The organism is Streptomyces sp. NPDC086147 (assembly GCF_040702165.1).
Taxonomy (GTDB): Bacteria; Actinomycetota; Actinomycetes; order Streptomycetales; family Streptomycetaceae; genus Streptomyces.
On the sequence record NZ_JBFBJO010000012.1, the window covers coordinates 66509 to 82964 of the forward strand.

The following is a 16456-nucleotide window of genomic DNA, read 5'->3' on the forward strand; positions in this document are numbered from 1 at the left end:
CTGTCCGTGACCACGGAAAAGCCCTTGATTCACCTCCGCTCAGGTGGAGTTGAGACGACGAAAGTGATCCCATGGCATTGCTCATACGCCGGTGGCTGCCCGCCGCCACCGCGACGGCGCTCGTCTTCGGCGCGGCGGCCCCCGTGGCCTCGGCCGCCGTGGAGACGGCAGCCGAAGCCGAGGCACCCTACGCGGTCGAGGACGGGGCCTACCCGTACAGCGACAGCATCCTGGAAGCCACCGGTGCGAGCCTGGTCGCCGGTGACGGCGACATCTGGCACACCACCTGCGCCGGCCCGTACCAGATCATGGTGTGGGCACGGAACCTGAAGACCAGTGAGTCCAGGATCTGCTTCAAGGCCCGCAACACGGGCTACCTGGCCGTCAACATCCCGCGTGCCTACCGGATCGAGACCGTCGACCGCGACATCAACGCCAGCGTCTCCATCGCCGGCGCCACGAAGGAACTGGCAGTCCCCAAGGACACGGCCAAGGGATTCGGCGAGGCCGACCCCGTCGACCCCAAGCAGGCCGTCCTCCTGGAGATGCGCGTCACCGGCTCCTCCGGTCCCTTCGGCGCGGGCCAGCCCATCCTCGACAAGCAGCAGTTCGGCGCGAAGCTGGACATCGGCGGCTCCCGTAGCTGCTCTGCGGTCCTCGTCGACCCCTACTGGGTGGCCTCGGCCAAGAGCTGCTTCGCCGACAAGCCCGCGGAGAGCAACACCGTCGCCGCCGGGCCGCCGAAGCAGAAGACCCGCGTCGTCGTCGGCAAGTCCATCATGATCTCCAGCGGTGGACACGCCAGCGACATCACCACGCTCGTTCCGCACCCGGACCGTGACCTGGTGATGGCGCGCCTCGACAAGCCCGCCCCCACCGAGATCGCCCCCGTCGCGTTGGCCACCACCGCCCCGACGGCCGGTCAGGAGCTGGACGTCGTCGGCTTCGGCCGCACCCAGGACGGCTGGGGCTCCATCAGCCGCCACAGCGCGACCTTCAGCGTGGGGACCACCACGGCCGAGGGCTTCGGCCTGGCTGCCAAGGCGCCCGCCGACGCCACCGTCTGCAAGGGCGACGCCGGCGCTCCGGCCCTGCGCACCGTGAGTGGCAAGACGGAGTTGGTGGGCCTGGTCAGTCGCGCCTTCCAGGGCAACTGCCTCGGCGCTCCGGCCTCCGAGACCCGTACCGGCGCGTTCAGCACCCGTGTCGACGACCTCCACGACTGGGTGCAGCGCGTCCGTGCCCTGTCCCCGGGATGGAAGACCCAGGCGCTGATCCAGTCGGGCAGCAGCCTCTTCCAGGGCGTCCGGGTCAACGACGGTTCCTGGACCGGCTTCACCGACGTCCAGGCCGAGACCGCCGCCGGCAGCATCGGCGGGATCCGCAACTCCGCCGCCGTCGGCATGAACGGCGACACCCACGTCCTCGCCGTCAGCAACAACGGCGGACTCTTCCACACCATCCGCAAGGAAGACGGCACCTGGGCCAAGTTCGGCGACATCTTCGGCGTCGCAGGCACCCTGGGCAACCTCACCTCCGTCACCGCCATGAACATCGGCTGGGACCTCCACGTCGTCGCCGTCGCCGACGGCAAGGCCCTCCACACCGTCCGCAACAAGGACGGCCACTGGACCCCCTTCAAGGACATCACCACCGGCAAGGTCCCCCAGGTCACGGCAGCCGCCACCGCCGTCGTCCGCGGCGAACTCCACGTCATCACCATCAGCGGCGGCAAGGCCTACCACACCATCCGCCAGAGCACCGGAAACTGGCTCACCTGGGGTGACGTCGCCGGAGCCGCCGGCACCACCGGCCCGATCACCTCCATCAGCACCATCGGCGCCGGCGACGAAACCCACATCGTCATCGCCACCGACAACGGCACCCGCCAGTACCACGCCACCCGCAACTTCAACGGCACCTGGACCCCCCTGACCCAGCTCACCGGCGTCATCGGCACCGTCACCGCCAAGTCCGTCGCCACCGCCAACGTCGCCGGCGAAGTTCAGGTCTCCCTCACCACCGCCGACGGCAAGCTCCTGCACACCACCCGCCGCACCGACCGCACCTGGACCACCACCAACACCGTCCCCACCCCCGGCCTGCCCACCGCCCCCGGCCACCTCGCCCTCACCGGCACCTGGAACGGCTGACACTGACCAACACCGGCGCCCGTAACCCGGACCCGGACATGTGAATGCTCCAGAAGAACCAGTAGGCCCCGGCCGGTCCGGTCGGGGCCTACTGTCTTGGGGTCTACGGGATCTTCGGGGCCTACGAGGTCTGCTTGGCCTGCTCGGCCCTTCCACCGCGCCTGCTGAGCTCCACCGCCGGGCCTGCTGAGCGTTACCGCTGCGCCGGGGTGGACGCGCGCGACGACGAGGTGCCGGAGCTGAGTGCGTCCGGTATTGCGTCGGCGTCCTGCGGATCGGACACACAGGGCATCGCACGGGAGATGCGAACGATCAGGTCGGGGTATTCCGCCTCCGCCGCGCGCAGCGCCAAGGCAGCCCTGGCGCTCTGCTCGTCGCTGGTCGGAGCCCTGCGGGCGCGGTCGGCGGCCGCGGCCCGGAGCATGGCGGCGAGACCCAAGGCCACGGCCTCGTGCTCCCCTCGCCCGTCCTCCTCGGCCCGTAGGCGGGCCGCAGCGCGCACGTCGTCGCGGTAGTGGACGCGCAGTCTGAGCATCCAGTCGTGGATGCTCGTGAGCTGCGACAGCACCCGCTGCTCGGGCCCCGCGTACCACCGTGTGTCCAGCAACAGCGGGTTGGCCGCACCGGTGGTCGGGCGGGACGCGAGGCGCCACAGCGGTCGCAGCGCGATGAGGGAGAGCACCGGGCGCCAGATCCGTTCGGCGAACTGCGGACCGAACATCGGCACCAGGAAGCTCAAACCGATCATCACGCCGATCAGGGAGACGAGCAGTGCCACACCCTCGTTGAGGCGGTCCCAGTCGTTCCCGGTCCATCGCGCGAAGATCGCGAACAGCTTGGACACTCCGAAGACGGCACCGCCCAGGTTGACGACAACGAGGGCCAGCAGCCCCGCCCGCAACGAGGTGCTCCCTCCGGGGGCGTCCGGGCTGCCGTCGGACCTGCTGATCTCGACGGCCCAACGCCAGCACGCCCTCATCGTGACGCTGCCGGCCACGACGAGGGCGAGGAGGTAGAGGACGAGCATCTCGCGGATGAAGGGGGTGGTGGCGTAGTAGGTGTCGAAGTCCCTCGGTCGCTCGACCGGTGTGTCTCCCAGTGCGAAGAAGCCGATGACGGAGGCCACCACCGTGCCGTACGCCAGGAGCCAGGTGCGGACCCGTCGCCTGGTGCGGGCCCACCCGTCGGAGTCGCCCCGCCAGTACTCCACCAACACCAGACAGGCACAGGAAAAGCCGCACAGGAAGCAGTGCACCAGTACGGCCGAGAGGTTGCTGACGCCGGTGGTCCGGTTGACGAAGGTGATCGTCGGCGGAGCCGAGAAGAGTAAGGCCCCGGCGGGCATCAGCAGGAGGGCGTTGCCCACGCGGACCATCGGGCTGCGCCAGTCCCTGATCAGCGCGGGCAACTTCACCAGGAGGGCGATCACCAGCGCGGCCACCGATATGTAGTAGTTGACGCCGTCTTGCACGTTCAACCCTTCAGCGATGCCTGGATGCGGCCGACGACGCCGTCCGCGGGTGGTCGTCCGCGGTCCCCCTCCATGTACGGGAGGAACTTGGCGGCCAGCAGGCGGCCGAACGTTTCCGCACGGCGTTCCTCGTCGAGGTCGGTGTCTCCGCGCGCGGCGACATGGGCGATCGCATCGCTGACAGACCACCGGTCCCCGAGCATGCGTGCCGCCGCGGCGGCGCCGGCGGGGCTGGCGCCGTGGCCGCAGTGGCCCTCCTTGTGGTGCCAGAGTTCGTGACCCGCGATCACGATCTGGTGCAGCGGCGCCGTGTTCGCCTCCACCGCGATCAGGTCGAAGTCGCCCAGGTCGACCCAGAGCCCACTGACCGTGTCGGCCGGGAACGACTCGAACATCAGCCGTACTTCGCGACCCGTGCACGTCGTCAGGTGGCTGCACAACGCCTTGAGCAGTTCGTGGGAGTCGCGCGGCACCGGATCCCCGACCCCCTTGAACAGTTGGTCGCGGTAGCGCCTCATCTCGCGCGAGATACCCATGGCGTATCCCACTCCCCACCCCCTGGTGTGCCGAACCCGTAAGGAACCCTGCGGAACCTGTGCAGGTGCACCGTACCCCTTCCGGCCCGACGCCCTCCGGTGGGCGTCACGTCATCGGGGCGCCCGGGGCGAGGGAAAGGCGTGGTCCTGCCGCTCGGTTGGCGTCACACCGGCCGACGGGCGTCGGCCTCCGCTCACTTCTCCCGGGTGCGTTCCTCACGGGCCCGCCTGGCCACGGATTCGATCAGGGCGATGAGCGGCTGTGCGGTGTCGTCGGGTACGTCGGCCAGGGCGCGGGCGGCGTACCCGACGATGCCGAGTTCGGAGTCGACGGGGCCGGCGTTCTTGAGGCGTGCGAGGTCCTCGTCCTGGCGCTCGACGGTGCGCTCCAGGAGATCCTTGTGGATCTGCTGGAGGACCCTCTCCAGGGCCTCGGCCGGCGGGGCCACCAGGAACTCGATCTTCTCGCCGAAGAAGTCGGCGATGCCGGCGGCGTGATCGAGGTTCGGAGCCTTCCCCGCCTTGATCATCTTGTCGAGCCACTGGGCGCTCGTCCCCGCCCCGGCCGCGATCTCGGCGAGGGAGTACACGCGGCGGGTTCCGTCGGGGAACACCTTCAGTCGAGTCTTGCGGAGGAAGAGGATCCTGTCGACCACCTGACGGTGCCGGTCCTCCAGTTCCACCGCCGCGTCGCGGGAGGGCTGGGGCGCCGGCACCTGCTCGCCGCGCAGCAGCGCCTCGACGTCCTCCGCGGGCAACCCCGAGGCGAAGGACAAGCCGGCCTCCCCCTCGACCCGCAGGACGTCCGCACGCTCGATCCCGACCCGCTCCGCCAGCGCGGCGATCCGCCGCGCGGTCTCGACGGGATCCGGTACGGGCCGCTCGCTCACGCAGACTCCCGGTCGACTTTGGTTGAACGGACTACTTGTGACGTCGACAGTAGTACCCGAACCTAAGCCGGGCAACCATAATTTAGCCAGTATCAACCACCGTTGTGGTGATCGCCGAGCGCGAACCACGCCGTGTGCACGCACATACACGGGCGGCGGAGCCGCGTGACGGCTGCGGGCCGTCCCCAGTCGAGGGATCCGGTGCCTGACGGGCGGCCGCACGGCCGCGGGCGTGTTGGGAACGCCGTCGTACCGGTACCGTGCGTCGGCGCACTGCACGACGGGGTCGGGGAAGCCGTCCCCGGTGGCCCCCCGGCCCCGCCGACGGGGAGTCCGGACCCTGCGGAACTCCACGGCTCGCGCACGGTTCACCTCAGCAGGCTCCGGCGGTCGTTGGAGGACGGTCGGCGAAGTGCAGACGGCGAAGGCTTCGGGTCGCCCATGGGATGCCGTTGGTTAATTCAGGGCCGACGTCGTCGTGTGGGGTGAGTGTCGATGTCTATGCGGCCGAAGGGGTCGGGGGAAATCCCGGCTGAGGCGATGCGGGTGGTGCGGGCGGCGTTCCCGAAGGGGAGTCCGGCGATCCGGGTGAGGGGCGAGCTGGGATCGCTTTTCACGGACGAGGAGTTCGCGGACCTGTTTCCGGCGTGGGGAAAACCGGCCTGGTCGCCGGGCCGGCTGGCGATGGTGCTGGTCTTGCAGTTCGTGGAGGGGTTCACCGACCGGCAGGCTGCGGAGGCGGTGCGGGCGAGGGGCGACTTCAAGTACGCCCTCGCTCTGGAACTGATGGCCTCGGGTTTCGATGCCGGACTGGTTCCGGCACTACGCCACCCGGGCCTAGGGCACCCGTTTCCCCGAGGCCCGCACCAAGCGGAACGAGGTGGGCCTGCGGATCGGCAGGGACGGGATGCGGCTGCTTGAGGCGTTCCTCGCTGCCGACGCACCGCATGACCTGCGCTCGCTGAGGAGGTGGAGATCCTGCGGCAGACGTGGCTTCGGTACTTCCGCGTGGTGGAGGGCGAGGTGACGCGGCGGGACCCAAAAGACCGGCCGCCGGGCCCGATGCGTCTGGTGACCCCCTACGACCGTGAGGCCCGGGGCAGCGTCAAACGCGACACCATGTGGGACGGCTACAAGGCCCGTGTCGCCAAGACCTGCGAGACGTGCCCCATCTGTGTGAACGCGTCAGCTCACCCAAGGCCGAACGCCGTGAACTCAACCTCCGGCACCGGGACGAACACGCAGCCGTCCAAGCCGCCCGAAACGAGCAGCGGACCGACGCCTGGAAGAACCGCTACAAGATCCGTGCCGGTGTCGAGGGCACCGTCTCCCAGGCCGTCGGGCACTACGGCCTGCGCAGATCCCGCTACCGCAGCCGTCGGGCACTGCGGCCCGCGCAGATCCCGCTACCGCGGCCTGGCGAAGACCAGCCTCCAACACCAGATCACCGGCGCCGCGATCAACCTCACCCGCATCGACGCACACCTCACCAACACACCACGAGCCCGGACCCGCACCAGCCACTTCGCAGCACTTCACCCCGCCGAACTCGTGCTCGACGGGGCGAAGTGATCAGAGCCCCGAATCAACCAACGGCATCCACCTGTGCCGGGGCCTTCCCGCATTCCGTCCACGACTCCGCGCCCAACTACCGCATTATCAGATGGTCATGACGGCGCATCACTTTTTACCGACGCGTAACTTCCCAGCCGTGGCTACCCGTGCGTAGCTTGGCTGGAGCGCATCCCCACTTGTGGTCCGGACCGCAGGGCGTAGCACCCCACCTTTCCCCTTGAGCCGCAAGGAGATCGCCCGATGCTGCCCTGGAAGCACGCCGTCAGAGCGCTGTCCGTCCTGCTGCTGACCGCCGCCGCCACCCTCGCCCCCACCGCCGCCTCCGCCGCCCCCGACCGGGCCGGGACCGTCGCCGCCGCGCCCAGCCGCGGCTGGAACGACTTCTCCTGCAAGCCCTCCGCCACGCACCCGCGCCCCGTCGTCCTCGTCCACGGCACCTTCGGCAACTCCGTCGACAACTGGCTCGGCCTCGCGCCGTACCTCGTCAACCGCGGGTACTGCGTCTTCTCGCTCGACTACGGGCAGCTCCCCGACGTGCCCTTCTTCCACGGCCTCGGCCCCGTCGAGGCCTCCGCCGGGCAGCTCGCCACCTACGTCGACCGGGTCCTCGCCGCCACCGGCGCCCCCGAGGCCGACCTCGTCGGACACTCGCAGGGCGGCATGATGCCCCGCTGGTACCTGAAGTTCCTCGGCGGGGCCGACAAGGTGAACGCGCTCGTCGGCATCGCCCCGAACAACCACGGCACCACCCTGCTCGGCCTCACCAGGCTCCTGCCGTACTTCCCCGGGGTCGAGGACTTCATCAGCTCCAGCACCCCGGGCCTCGCCGACCAGGTCGCCGGCTCGCCCTTCGTCACCAGGCTCAACCAGGGCGGCGACACCGTGCCGGGGGTCCGCTACCACGTCATCGCGACCAAGTACGACGAGGTCGTCACGCCGTACCGCTCGCAGTTCCTGAGCGGCCCGAACGTCACCAACGTCCTCATCCAGGACAAGTGCGCGCTCGACCTGTCCGAGCACGTGGCGATCGGCACGGTGGACCGGGTCACCTTCCACGAGGTCGCCAACGCCCTCGACCCGGCCCGCGCGACCCCGACCACCTGCCTCTCCGTGGTCGGCTAGCGCGGCGGCCGGGGCCCCCGGGGCCCCGGCCGTGCTCCTCTTCGCTCCGTCGGCCCAATGGAAACGCCCTCTGATGGCGCAATACCACCAAATGGGCGCTAGATGTCATCAGGTGTGCGTTTCTGGCACATCGTGAGACAGCCATGGTGGGCGTCCCGAAGGCGTCCACGAACGGAGCTTGTGACATGACCACCGAACTGCCCCAGATCCAGACCACCAAGGACGGCGCGGAAGCGGGAGCGGGCGCGGAGATACGACCTCCCACGGACCACACGGCGGAGCCGCCGACGGCCGGGGGAGCCACGGCCGGGTGGGAGACCCCGGCCGCCGGAGAGCCCCCGCTCGCCGCGGAGGTCCCGGACGCCGAGCAGGTCCCGGACGCCGGGGAGGCCCCGGTCGAGCAGGAGGCTCCCGATCAGGACGAGAGCGGCGACGAGGCGGTCCGCACGCTCCTGACGACGGCGGCGACCGAGCGCCCGGTGGAGGAGGTCGCCGCGCTCGTGGCCCGGCTCCAGGAGACCGGCGAACTCTCCAGCCCCGCGGACGTGGCGCTCCGCGCGGCCGCCGTCACCCGCCCCCTGGAGGAGGTGCGGGAGCTGGTCGCCCTCCTGAACGCCTCCGGGTACGACCTCCACGAGGCGGAGACCACGCTGCGCGCCGCGGCGGTGGGCCGGCCGATCGAGGACGTGGTACGGCTCGTCGGCATCCTCGGCACCGAGGACACGGGCCCGGCGGCCCCCCGGCCCGCCGCCGCCCCGGCCGCCGCCCCGAAGCGACCCCGGTCCGCCGCCGAGCGGACCGGGTCGCACCTGGACCGCGCGCTGGCCGTGGGGCCCGGCAGCCACAGCACCTCCCCGGCGCTGCGGTCGGTGCTGCGCTGGCCCGCGGCGCTCGCCCTGGCCGCCTGCGGCCTCGTCCATCTGCCGACGGACCTCACGGGCCTGCGCTCGGGCGGTGACACGGAGACGCTGTCCGTGGTCGTCACCGTGCTCTGCCTGGTGGGCGGCGCCTGGCTCGCGGCACGGGACACCCTGGTGGCCTGGGCCGCCGCCGCGGGCATCGGCGTCGCCGTCATCGCGCTCCACGGAGTCGCGAGCGCCCGCGCCGTCGACCTGCTGGGCGGCAGCCTCGGCGCCACGTCCGCCTGGGCGAAGGCGCTGGCCCTGCTGGGCGCCGTGGCCGTCGTCGCCATGGCGGCCTCGACCGTGGTCCGGCACACGAGGGCGGCCGGCACGGCGGACAACGCCTGACGCACCGGCCCCCGGTAACCGTCTCCGCCCGGACAGCCACGGTGCTGCCCGGGCGGACGGGCGTCAGGCCCGGCGGCGCCGGGCGGCACCGAAGAGCACGGCCGCGCCGACCGCGAGCACGGCGGCGCCGCCGATCGCGAGGTACGGGGTGCTGGAGTCGCCCCCGGTCTCGGCCAGCTCCACACCGGAGCCGGACGCACCGGCGGGGGCGGGCGCGTTGGGCTCGGCCGGGGCGGCGGTCGCCGGGGAGGACGACGCGGGGGCCGCGGACGGAGCCGTCGCACCCTCGGCACCCTTGCTCCCGGCATCCTCGCTCCCGGCGCCCGTGTCCCCGGCGCCGGTCGCCGGGTCGTCGTCCCCGTGCCCGCCGTGCTCGACCGAGGAGTGGTCCGCGCCGTCCTCGATCTGCTGCTCGGTGGGCGCGGAGGCGCTCGGCACCGGGGAGCCGCCGTCCTTGCCGAACACCACGTCGGAGCAGGTGTAGAAGGCCTCGGGGGAGTCGGAGCGCTGCCAGATCGAGTAGATCAGGTGGCGGCCGGACTTCTTCGGCACGGTCCCCCGGAAGACGTAGTCGCCGTTCCGCATGCCCGGGTCGGTCACCGTCAGGAACGGCTTCGCCTCCAGGTCCGACCACTTCAGCGGCTTCGACGGGTCGTAGCCGTCCTTCGTCACGTACAGCTCGAAGGAACCCCGGTGCGGCGCGGTCCCCTTGTAGTGGAAGGTGTGCGTTCCGGAGCTCAGTCTGCTCGCCGGCCAGTCGGTCCGCGCCAGGTCGAGGCCGCGGTACTTGTCGTTGCCCGCGCTGCACAGCTCGCCGTCCGGGATCAGCCGCCGGTGCTGCCCGGCCGCGTTCGCGATGTTCACCGCGTTCCAGTCGTAGAACGCCTGCGTCCCGCTCGCCGCCACCGCCGCCTTGCAGGCCGCCGACTTCGGGGACTCCGGCCCCTCCGCGTAACAGGCCGAGACCCGGCTCACCGGATCCGTCATCGACCCGTGCGCGGACGCGGGGGCCGCCGAGAGCCCCGACAGGGCCAGCACGGTACCGGCGGTGACGACTGCGGCCGAACGGCGAGAGGTCATGGGAGGACAGCTCCTTCACGAGGACGAACGTGGGGGGTTGCCCAGCAAGCTAGCCGCCCGGAACCGCGGGAAAGCCCGCGAGGAGCGGCAGGCGGGCATCCTTAGGACCCCTTTAAGGAACCGCTAAGCGACGCCTGAGGAACCGGCCCCGAGCCGCCCCGGCCCGCCCCTCGCGGGAGTCCCGTCAGCCCAGCCGCCGGTAGCGCCGTTCCGGGCGGCCCGTGCCGCCGTAGCGGAGGGTGACCTCCGCGCGGCCCGTCTCCGCGAAGTACTCCAGGTAGCGGCGGGCGCTCACCCGGGACAGGGAGCCCGCCTCGGCGCACTCCGCCGCCGAGAGGCCCTCCGGGTGGGCGCGCAGGACCGAGTCGACCAGGTCGGCCGTGGGGGCGGCGAGGCCCTTGGGGAGTTCGCGGGAGCCGCGCGGACGGGCGCCGAAGATCTGGTCGACGTCCTCCTGCCGGGCCTCGTCCAGGTCGTCGAGACGGCTGCGCAGCGAGGCCACGTGCCGCAGCTGCTCGTGCAGCGCCGCCTGGCTGAACGGCTTGATCAGATAGTGCAGCGCCCCGGCCCGCAGCGCCGAGCGGATCGTCCCCGCGTCCCGCGCCGCCGTGATGAAGAGCGCGTCCGTGCCGTGTCCCGCCGCGCGCAGCTCCCGCAGCACCCGGACGCCGTCCATGTCGGGCAGGAACACGTCGAGCAGCACCAGGTCGGGCCGCAGCCGCTCGGCCGCCCGCAGGGCCTCGGCGCCGCTGTGCGCGACCCCGGCCACCGTGAAGCCCGCCACCGCCGACACATAGCGGCAGTGCAGCTTGGCGACCATGAAGTCGTCGTCGACCACCAGCACCTTCGTCACGCCGACCCACGCTAGATCCCGACCACAACGACCACAACGTCCGTTGGTTGCGGAAGAGAGACAGCTTCTTAACGCGCGGGCAACATGTGGGCCACCTCACACCCCCTTTTCCCTCCTACCTGAGAGGCGGCACACGTGCGGTTGCGCACCCCCTTCGCCCTCCTCGGAGCGGTGCTGCTCGTGCTGGTGGGTCCGCCGCTGCTCAGCCCGGGCAGCGGCTCCGACACCACCGGCACGCGGATCCCCGGCCTGCGCTTCATGGTCCCCAACACCCCCGGCGGCGGCTACGACATCACCGCCCGCACCGTCGCCAAGAACGCCGAGGAGGCCGGACTCACCGGCGACGTCGAGGTCTTCAACCTGCCCGGCGCGGGCGGCACCGTCGGCCTCACCCGGCTCGTCGGCGAACGCGGCAACGGACGCCTCGCCATGTCCATGGGCCTCGGCGTCGTCGGCGCCCTCCACACCAACAAGACCCCGAGCACCCTCGCCGACACCACCCCGATCGCCCGGCTCACCGAGGAGCAGGACATCGTCGTGGTCGGCAAGGACTCCCCGTACAAGACGATCGGGGACCTGCTCGCGGCCTGGAAGAAGGATCCCGGCAAGCTGCCCGTCGGCGGCGGCTCCTCGCCCGGCGGTCCCGACCACCTCGCCCCCATGCTGATGGCCCGCGCCGCCGGCATAGCCCCCAAGGACGTCAACTACGTCCCCTTCGACGGCGGCGGCGAACTCCTCGCCTCCATCCTCGGGAACAAGGTCGCCTTCGGCGTCTCCGGCGTCGGCGAGTACCTCGACCAGATCGAGGCCGGCGAACTGCGCCTGCTCGCCGTCACCGGCCCGAAGCGCGTCCCCGGCCTCGACGCCCCCACCCTCCGCGAGGCGGGACTCGACACCGAGTTCACCAACTGGCGCGGCATCGTCGCCCCGCCCGGCCTCTCCGACGCCGAGCGCGACAAGCTCGTCGCCCTCGTCACCGCCCTGCACGACTCCCCGCAGTGGCGCGCGTCGATGCAGACCCACGGCTGGGACGACGCCTTCCTCCCCGGCGAGCGCTTCGGCGACTTCCTCACCGAGCAGGACCGGCGCGTCGCCTCCGTACTGAAGGAGCTGGGACTGTGAAGCCGACCGTTCCCCCCTGGCTGCGCGGACGCTCCGAACTCGGCGTCGGAGCCCTCCTCTTCCTCCTCGGCGTGCTCGTCCTCACCGACGCCCTCACCCTCGACGACACCGTCACCGGCCGCGGCCCGGTCGGCCCCGCCACCGTGCCCCTCGTCGTCGGCTGCGGCCTCCTCGTCGTCTCCGTCCTCCTCACCGTCGACGTCCTGCGCGGCGGCCGCGGCGAGGCCGAGACCGGCGAGGACGTCGACCTGACCGAACCCGCCGACTGGCGCACCGTCCTGCTCCTGGCCGGCGTCTTCCTCGGCTTCGCCGTCCTCATCGGCCCCGTCGGCTTCCCCGTCGCCGGCGCCCTCCTCTTCTGGGGCGCGGCCTACGCCCTCGGCAGCCGCCACCTCCCCCGCGACCCGCTGATCGCGGCGGCCCTGTCGCTCCTCACCTACGCCGTCTTCGACAAGCTGCTCGGCGTCCCGCTGCCCGGCGGCCCGCTGATGGGAGTGATCTGACCCGTGGATTCCCTGAACTCCCTCATCGACGGCTTCGGGACCGCCCTCACCCCGATGAACCTGCTCTGGGCCGCCCTCGGCGTGCTCCTCGGCACCGCCATCGGCGTCCTGCCCGGCATCGGCCCCGCCATGGCCGTCGCCCTGCTGCTCCCGGTGACCTACGGACTCGACCCGACCGGCGCCTTCATCATGTTCGCCGGCATCTACTACGGCGCCATGTTCGGCGGCTCCACCACCTCCATCCTGCTCAACACCCCCGGCGAGAGCGCGGCCGTCGTCGCCGCCATCGAGGGCAACCCGATGGCCAAGGCCGGCCGGGGCGCGCAGGCGCTCGCCGCCGCGGCCGTCGGACACTTCGCCGGCGGCATGATCGGCACGATCCTGCTCGTCGTCCTCGCCCCGACCGTCGCCGCGCTCGCCGTCGACATCGGCGCCCCCGACTACCTCGCCCTCATGGTCCTCGCCTTCATCGCGGTGACCTCCGTCCTCGGCTCCTCCCGCGTCCGCGGCCTCGCCTCCCTGCTGATCGGCCTCACCATCGGCCTGGTCGGCCTGGACTCGATGACCGGACAGCAGCGCCTCACCTTCGGCTCGCTCCAGCTCGCCGACGGCGTGGACGTCGTCATCGTCGCGGTCGGCCTCTTCGCCATCGGCGAGGCCCTGTGGGTCGCCGCGCACCTGCGCCGCACGGCGGGCGAGGCCATCCCGGTCGGCCGCCCCTGGCTGGGCCGGGAGGACGTGAAGCGCACCTGGAAGCCCTGGCTGCGCGGCCCGTTCATCGGCTTCCCCTTCGGCGCCATCCCGGCCGGCGGCGCCGAGATCCCGACCTTCCTCTCGTACGTCACCGAGAAGCGGCTCTCGAAGCACAGGGACGAGTTCGGCAGGGGCGCCGTCGAGGGCGTCGCCGGACCCGAGGCGGCGGCCTCCGCCTCCGCCGCCGGCACGCTCGTCTCCATGCTGACCCTCGGCCTGCCCACCACCGCCGTCGCCGCCGTGATGCTGGCCGCGTTCCAGCAGTACGGCATCCAGCCCGGCCCGCTGCTCTTCGAGCGGGAGCCCGAGCTCGTGTGGGGCCTGATCGCCTCGCTCTTCGTCGGCATGGTGCTGCTGCTCGCGCTCAACCTGCCGCTCGCCCCCGTCTGGGCCAGACTGCTGCGCATCCCCCGCCCGTACCTCTACGCCGGCATCCTCTTCTTCGCCGCCGTCGGCGCGTACGCGGTGGGCGGCGAGGCGCTCGACCTGGTCGTCCTGCTCGTCATCGGCCTGATCGGCCTCGGGATGCGCCGCTACGGCCTGCCGGTGCTGCCCGCCGTCATCGGCGTCATCCTCGGCCCGGCCGCCGAACAGCAGCTGCGCCGCGCCCTCCAGATCAGCGACGGCTCCCCGGCCGGGCTCGTGAACACCCCGTTCTCGATCACCGTGTACGCGGTCGTCGCCCTCCTGCTCGCCTGGCCGCTCCTGCGGCGGGCGTTCCCCCGGCGCACGGCCCCCGCCCCACCGAAGGGATGAACTTCGGCCATCTGACGGCCGGATCCGGGTATCCCTGGCGGGCAGTACCATCCCCCACCCCCGAAGGGACCCCCTCATGCGCGTCCGGCTCGTTCTTGCCGCAGCCGCCCTGCTCACCGCCGCCGTCGTCCCCCTCGCCCACGCGGGAGGGGCCGACGGCCACCACGCCGCCGACCGGCCCACCGGGAGCCACGTCCGCGACGGCCACTTCACCAACGGCCTCTTCGTCGACGCGTACGGAACCGTCGCCGACGACAGCACCGTCACCCTCTCCGGCACCTACCGCTGCCTCGACGACAGCGCGGGCCCCGTCTTCGTCAGCTCCACCCTCGTCCAGGGGGACCGCTCCACCGGCATCGGCGGCACCCGGGCCGTCTGCGACGGACACCTCCACACCTGGACCAACCGCTCCGTGGTGAAGGACCCCGCCTACGTCCCCGGCGCCGCCCGCGTGGAGGCCACCCTCCTCCAGCTCAGCGGGACGGGCCTGCCGCTGCCCCGCTTCCTCGTCACCGAGAGGACGGACGTCGAGCTGCGCTGACACCCCTAGGGAGTGTCCAGCAGGCCGATCAGACCGTCACGGCCGAGTGCCTCCAGCTCGTCGAGGGCGGCCACGGCCCGGTCCGCCGCCTCCGGGTCGGAGGCGGCGAGACCGCTCGCCGCGAACTCGTCCTCGTCGAGCCGCAGCACCTCGCCGCCGTCCGCCGACACCCACAGGTCCAGGTCCAGGTCCTCGACCACCACCCCGGAGCCGTCGATCACCGGCGGCCGGGTGACGTCGCAGTACCAGCCCTTGAGGGAGCCGTCGGCGGACCGCACCTCCTTGACCGTGAACCAGCGGCCTTGCCAGTAGTGCTCCACGAACACGTCGCCCGGCTCGAACCGCACGAAGCCGAAGTCCCGCACCCCCTCGGCCGCCCACGGCGCGCGCACCGAGAGCCGGCCCGGCTCCTCCACGAGCACCTCGGCCGGGTAGCGGATCTTCGTCCGGCCCGCCTTCGTCAGGGTGACCTCAACCGAGCGTCCGGACATGCCGCACCTCCGTCGCCGCGATCTCGTAGCCGAACCACTCGTTGATCGCCAGCATCGGCCCGTTGCCCGCGTCGTTCCCGGTGAACGCCTCCGTACAGCCCGCCTCCCGGGCCCGGTGCAGGGACGCGTTCTTCACCAGCTTGGCGAGCCCACGGCCCCGGAAGGCCGGGGCCGTGCCCGTCATCCCCGTGGCGTACCGGCCCGCGCCGTCCGTCTGCGCCGCGCTGAACGCGGCCGGCACCCCGTCCACCACCGCGACCGTCGTCAGCGACCGGTCGAAGAGGGGGTGCTCCCAGGTGGTCTCCCGCCAGTGCGCGTAGTCGTCCATCGCGACCGACACGTCGCCCGGCTCGTCCGCGGTCGTCACCGCGTCCAGCTCGAACAGCGGCCGGGGGTCGGCCGCGAAGTCCTCGGCCGTGAGCACCTCGACGCCGGCGGGCGGCGCCTGGAGCGGCGGCAGCCCGGCCCGCGCCAGGTCGAGCCGGAGGAAGTGGGCCGAGCGGCTGGGGGAGTACCCCCGCCGCTCCGCCCAGGCCCGGTGCCCCGGCGCGTCCAGGACCCAGCTGTAGAGGGTGTGCGCGCCGTGTCCGGCCAGGTGCTCCTCGGCGGCGCGCAGCAGCAGCGTCCCCGCGCCGAGCCCCTGGTGGGCGGGGTCCACGTACACGTTGAGGGAGCCGATGCCCGGCTCCGGCGAGTCGTGGGCGATCCGCAGCTGGACGGTCCCGACGATCCCGCCGTCCCCGGCCACGGCCACGAACGGGCGCGCGTGGCTGTCGGGGTGGGCGTGCGCCCAGTCGAACGCGAACTGCTCGGCGGTCGCGAGCATGAAGGGGAGCGCGGCACGGCGGACCCGGGCGAAACCCTCGGCGTCCCCGTCCCGTACGTAACGGACGTTCACAGTCATGTGGGCGCACGCTACGGGCAGAGGGCGCACCGCCGCCTCCCCTTTTCCGGCGGGGTGGGGGCAGAATCGGCGGGTGACACTCACCATCGTCGTGGACCACGAATCCACCACCGCTCCCTATGAACAACTGCGTGCCCAGATCTCGGAGCGGGCCCGGTCGGGCGGACTGCCGGTCGGCTACAAGCTGCCGACGGTACGGGGGCTCGCGGAGCAGTTGGGACTCGCAGCGAACACGGTCGCCAAGGCGTACAAGGCGCTGGAGGCGGACGGGGTCATCGAGACGCGCGGACGCCACGGGACCTTCGTCGCCGCCGCCGGGGACGCGGCCAGCCGCCGGGCCGCCACCGCCGCCGCCCAGTACGCCGAGGAGACCCGCCGCCTCGGCCTCAGCCGCGAGGCCGCCGAGGCGGCGATGAGCGAGGCCCTGCGGGCGGCGTACGACGGCTAGGGGATGTC

The 16456-nt window shown here is 72.1% G+C and carries 15 protein-coding genes and 1 pseudogene; 9 read left to right on the forward strand and 7 right to left on the reverse strand.

All coding sequences use genetic code 11. The features are described 5' to 3' along the window. The first annotated feature begins 71 nt into the window (after positions 1–71). Entirely contained in the window at positions 72–2153 is a 2082-nt protein-coding gene (locus AB0398_RS24190; protein WP_366377704.1) for a trypsin-like serine protease, read from the forward strand. Positions 2154–2346: 193 nt separating this feature from the next. Here the strand turns inward: AB0398_RS24190 and AB0398_RS24195 are convergent, their stop codons facing one another. From AB0398_RS24195 to AB0398_RS24205, 3 genes are all read right to left on the reverse strand, one after another. Continuing rightward, positions 2347–3630, reverse strand: coding sequence for a DUF6545 domain-containing protein (locus AB0398_RS24195; protein ID WP_366377705.1), 1284 nt, complete (start codon positions 3628–3630; stop codon positions 2347–2349). Beyond that, positions 3627–4160, reverse strand: coding sequence for a toxin-antitoxin system, toxin component (locus AB0398_RS24200; RefSeq protein ID WP_366377706.1), 534 nt, complete (start codon positions 4158–4160; stop codon positions 3627–3629). Before AB0398_RS24200 ends, AB0398_RS24195 begins: the two co-directional genes overlap by 4 nt. Before the next feature lie 194 nt (positions 4161–4354). Continuing rightward, complete coding sequence (locus tag AB0398_RS24205; protein ID WP_366377707.1) at positions 4355–5050, reverse strand: hypothetical protein; 696 nt, start codon at positions 5048–5050, stop codon at positions 4355–4357. A gap of 495 nt (positions 5051–5545) precedes the next feature. Here AB0398_RS24205 and AB0398_RS24210 point away from each other — a divergent pair. The 3 genes and pseudogenes from AB0398_RS24210 to AB0398_RS24220 all read left to right on the forward strand — a co-directional run bounded on the left by AB0398_RS24210 (position 5546) and on the right by AB0398_RS24220 (position 8997). Then, positions 5546–6622: pseudogene (locus AB0398_RS24210) on the forward strand (transposase). 243 nt (positions 6623–6865) lie between these two features. Next, positions 6866–7747, forward strand: coding sequence for an alpha/beta fold hydrolase (locus AB0398_RS24215; protein WP_366377708.1), 882 nt, complete (start codon positions 6866–6868; stop codon positions 7745–7747). 185 nt (positions 7748–7932) lie between these two features. Continuing rightward, a complete protein-coding gene (locus AB0398_RS24220; RefSeq protein WP_366377709.1) occupies positions 7933–8997 on the forward strand; it encodes a hypothetical protein in 1065 nt (354 codons plus the stop codon). Between the two features lie 63 nt (positions 8998–9060). Here AB0398_RS24220 and AB0398_RS24225 read toward each other — a convergent pair whose 3' ends face one another. Both AB0398_RS24225 and AB0398_RS24230 read right to left on the reverse strand, forming a co-directional pair. Next, on the reverse strand, positions 9061–10077 hold the full coding sequence (locus tag AB0398_RS24225) for a lytic polysaccharide monooxygenase (RefSeq protein WP_366377710.1): 1017 nt from the start codon (positions 10075–10077) through the stop codon (positions 9061–9063). A gap of 184 nt (positions 10078–10261) precedes the next feature. Further along, positions 10262–10930 (reverse strand): response regulator, encoded by a 669-nt coding sequence (locus tag AB0398_RS24230; protein WP_366377711.1) that lies wholly within the window; start codon positions 10928–10930, stop codon positions 10262–10264. Positions 10931–11065: 135 nt separating this feature from the next. On the opposite strand from AB0398_RS24230, the gene AB0398_RS24235 reads away from it, so the two are divergent. The 4 genes from AB0398_RS24235 (at position 11066) to AB0398_RS24250 (ending at position 14605) form a co-directional block, all read left to right on the forward strand. Then, complete coding sequence (locus AB0398_RS24235) at positions 11066–12052, forward strand: tripartite tricarboxylate transporter substrate binding protein (RefSeq protein ID WP_366377712.1); 987 nt, start codon at positions 11066–11068, stop codon at positions 12050–12052. Next, positions 12049–12555 (forward strand): tripartite tricarboxylate transporter TctB family protein, encoded by a 507-nt coding sequence (locus AB0398_RS24240; RefSeq protein WP_366377713.1) that lies wholly within the window; start codon positions 12049–12051, stop codon positions 12553–12555. Before AB0398_RS24235 ends, AB0398_RS24240 begins: the two co-directional genes overlap by 4 nt. A gap of 3 nt (positions 12556–12558) precedes the next feature. Continuing rightward, entirely contained in the window at positions 12559–14064 is a 1506-nt protein-coding gene (locus AB0398_RS24245) for a tripartite tricarboxylate transporter permease (protein WP_366377714.1), read from the forward strand. A 76-nt stretch (positions 14065–14140) separates the two neighbouring features. Then, positions 14141–14605 (forward strand): DUF6299 family protein, encoded by a 465-nt coding sequence (locus AB0398_RS24250; RefSeq protein ID WP_366377715.1) that lies wholly within the window; start codon positions 14141–14143, stop codon positions 14603–14605. A 5-nt stretch (positions 14606–14610) separates the two neighbouring features. On the opposite strand, the gene AB0398_RS24255 is transcribed toward AB0398_RS24250, so the two are convergent. Next, positions 14611–15096 carry a DUF402 domain-containing protein gene (locus tag AB0398_RS24255; protein ID WP_366377716.1) on the reverse strand — a complete coding sequence of 162 codons (486 nt, stop codon included), beginning with the start codon at positions 15094–15096 and terminating at the stop codon, positions 14611–14613. Further along, positions 15077–16000: a GNAT family N-acetyltransferase gene (locus AB0398_RS24260; protein WP_366377717.1), complete on the reverse strand. Its 924-nt coding sequence runs from the start codon at positions 15998–16000 to the stop codon at positions 15077–15079. The genes AB0398_RS24255 and AB0398_RS24260 overlap by 20 nt, the downstream gene beginning before the upstream one ends. A gap of 73 nt (positions 16001–16073) precedes the next feature. On the opposite strand from AB0398_RS24260, the gene AB0398_RS24265 reads away from it, so the two are divergent. Further along, positions 16074–16448: a GntR family transcriptional regulator gene (locus AB0398_RS24265; protein WP_053640167.1), complete on the forward strand. Its 375-nt coding sequence runs from the start codon at positions 16074–16076 to the stop codon at positions 16446–16448. Positions 16449–16456 lie beyond the last annotated feature (8 nt).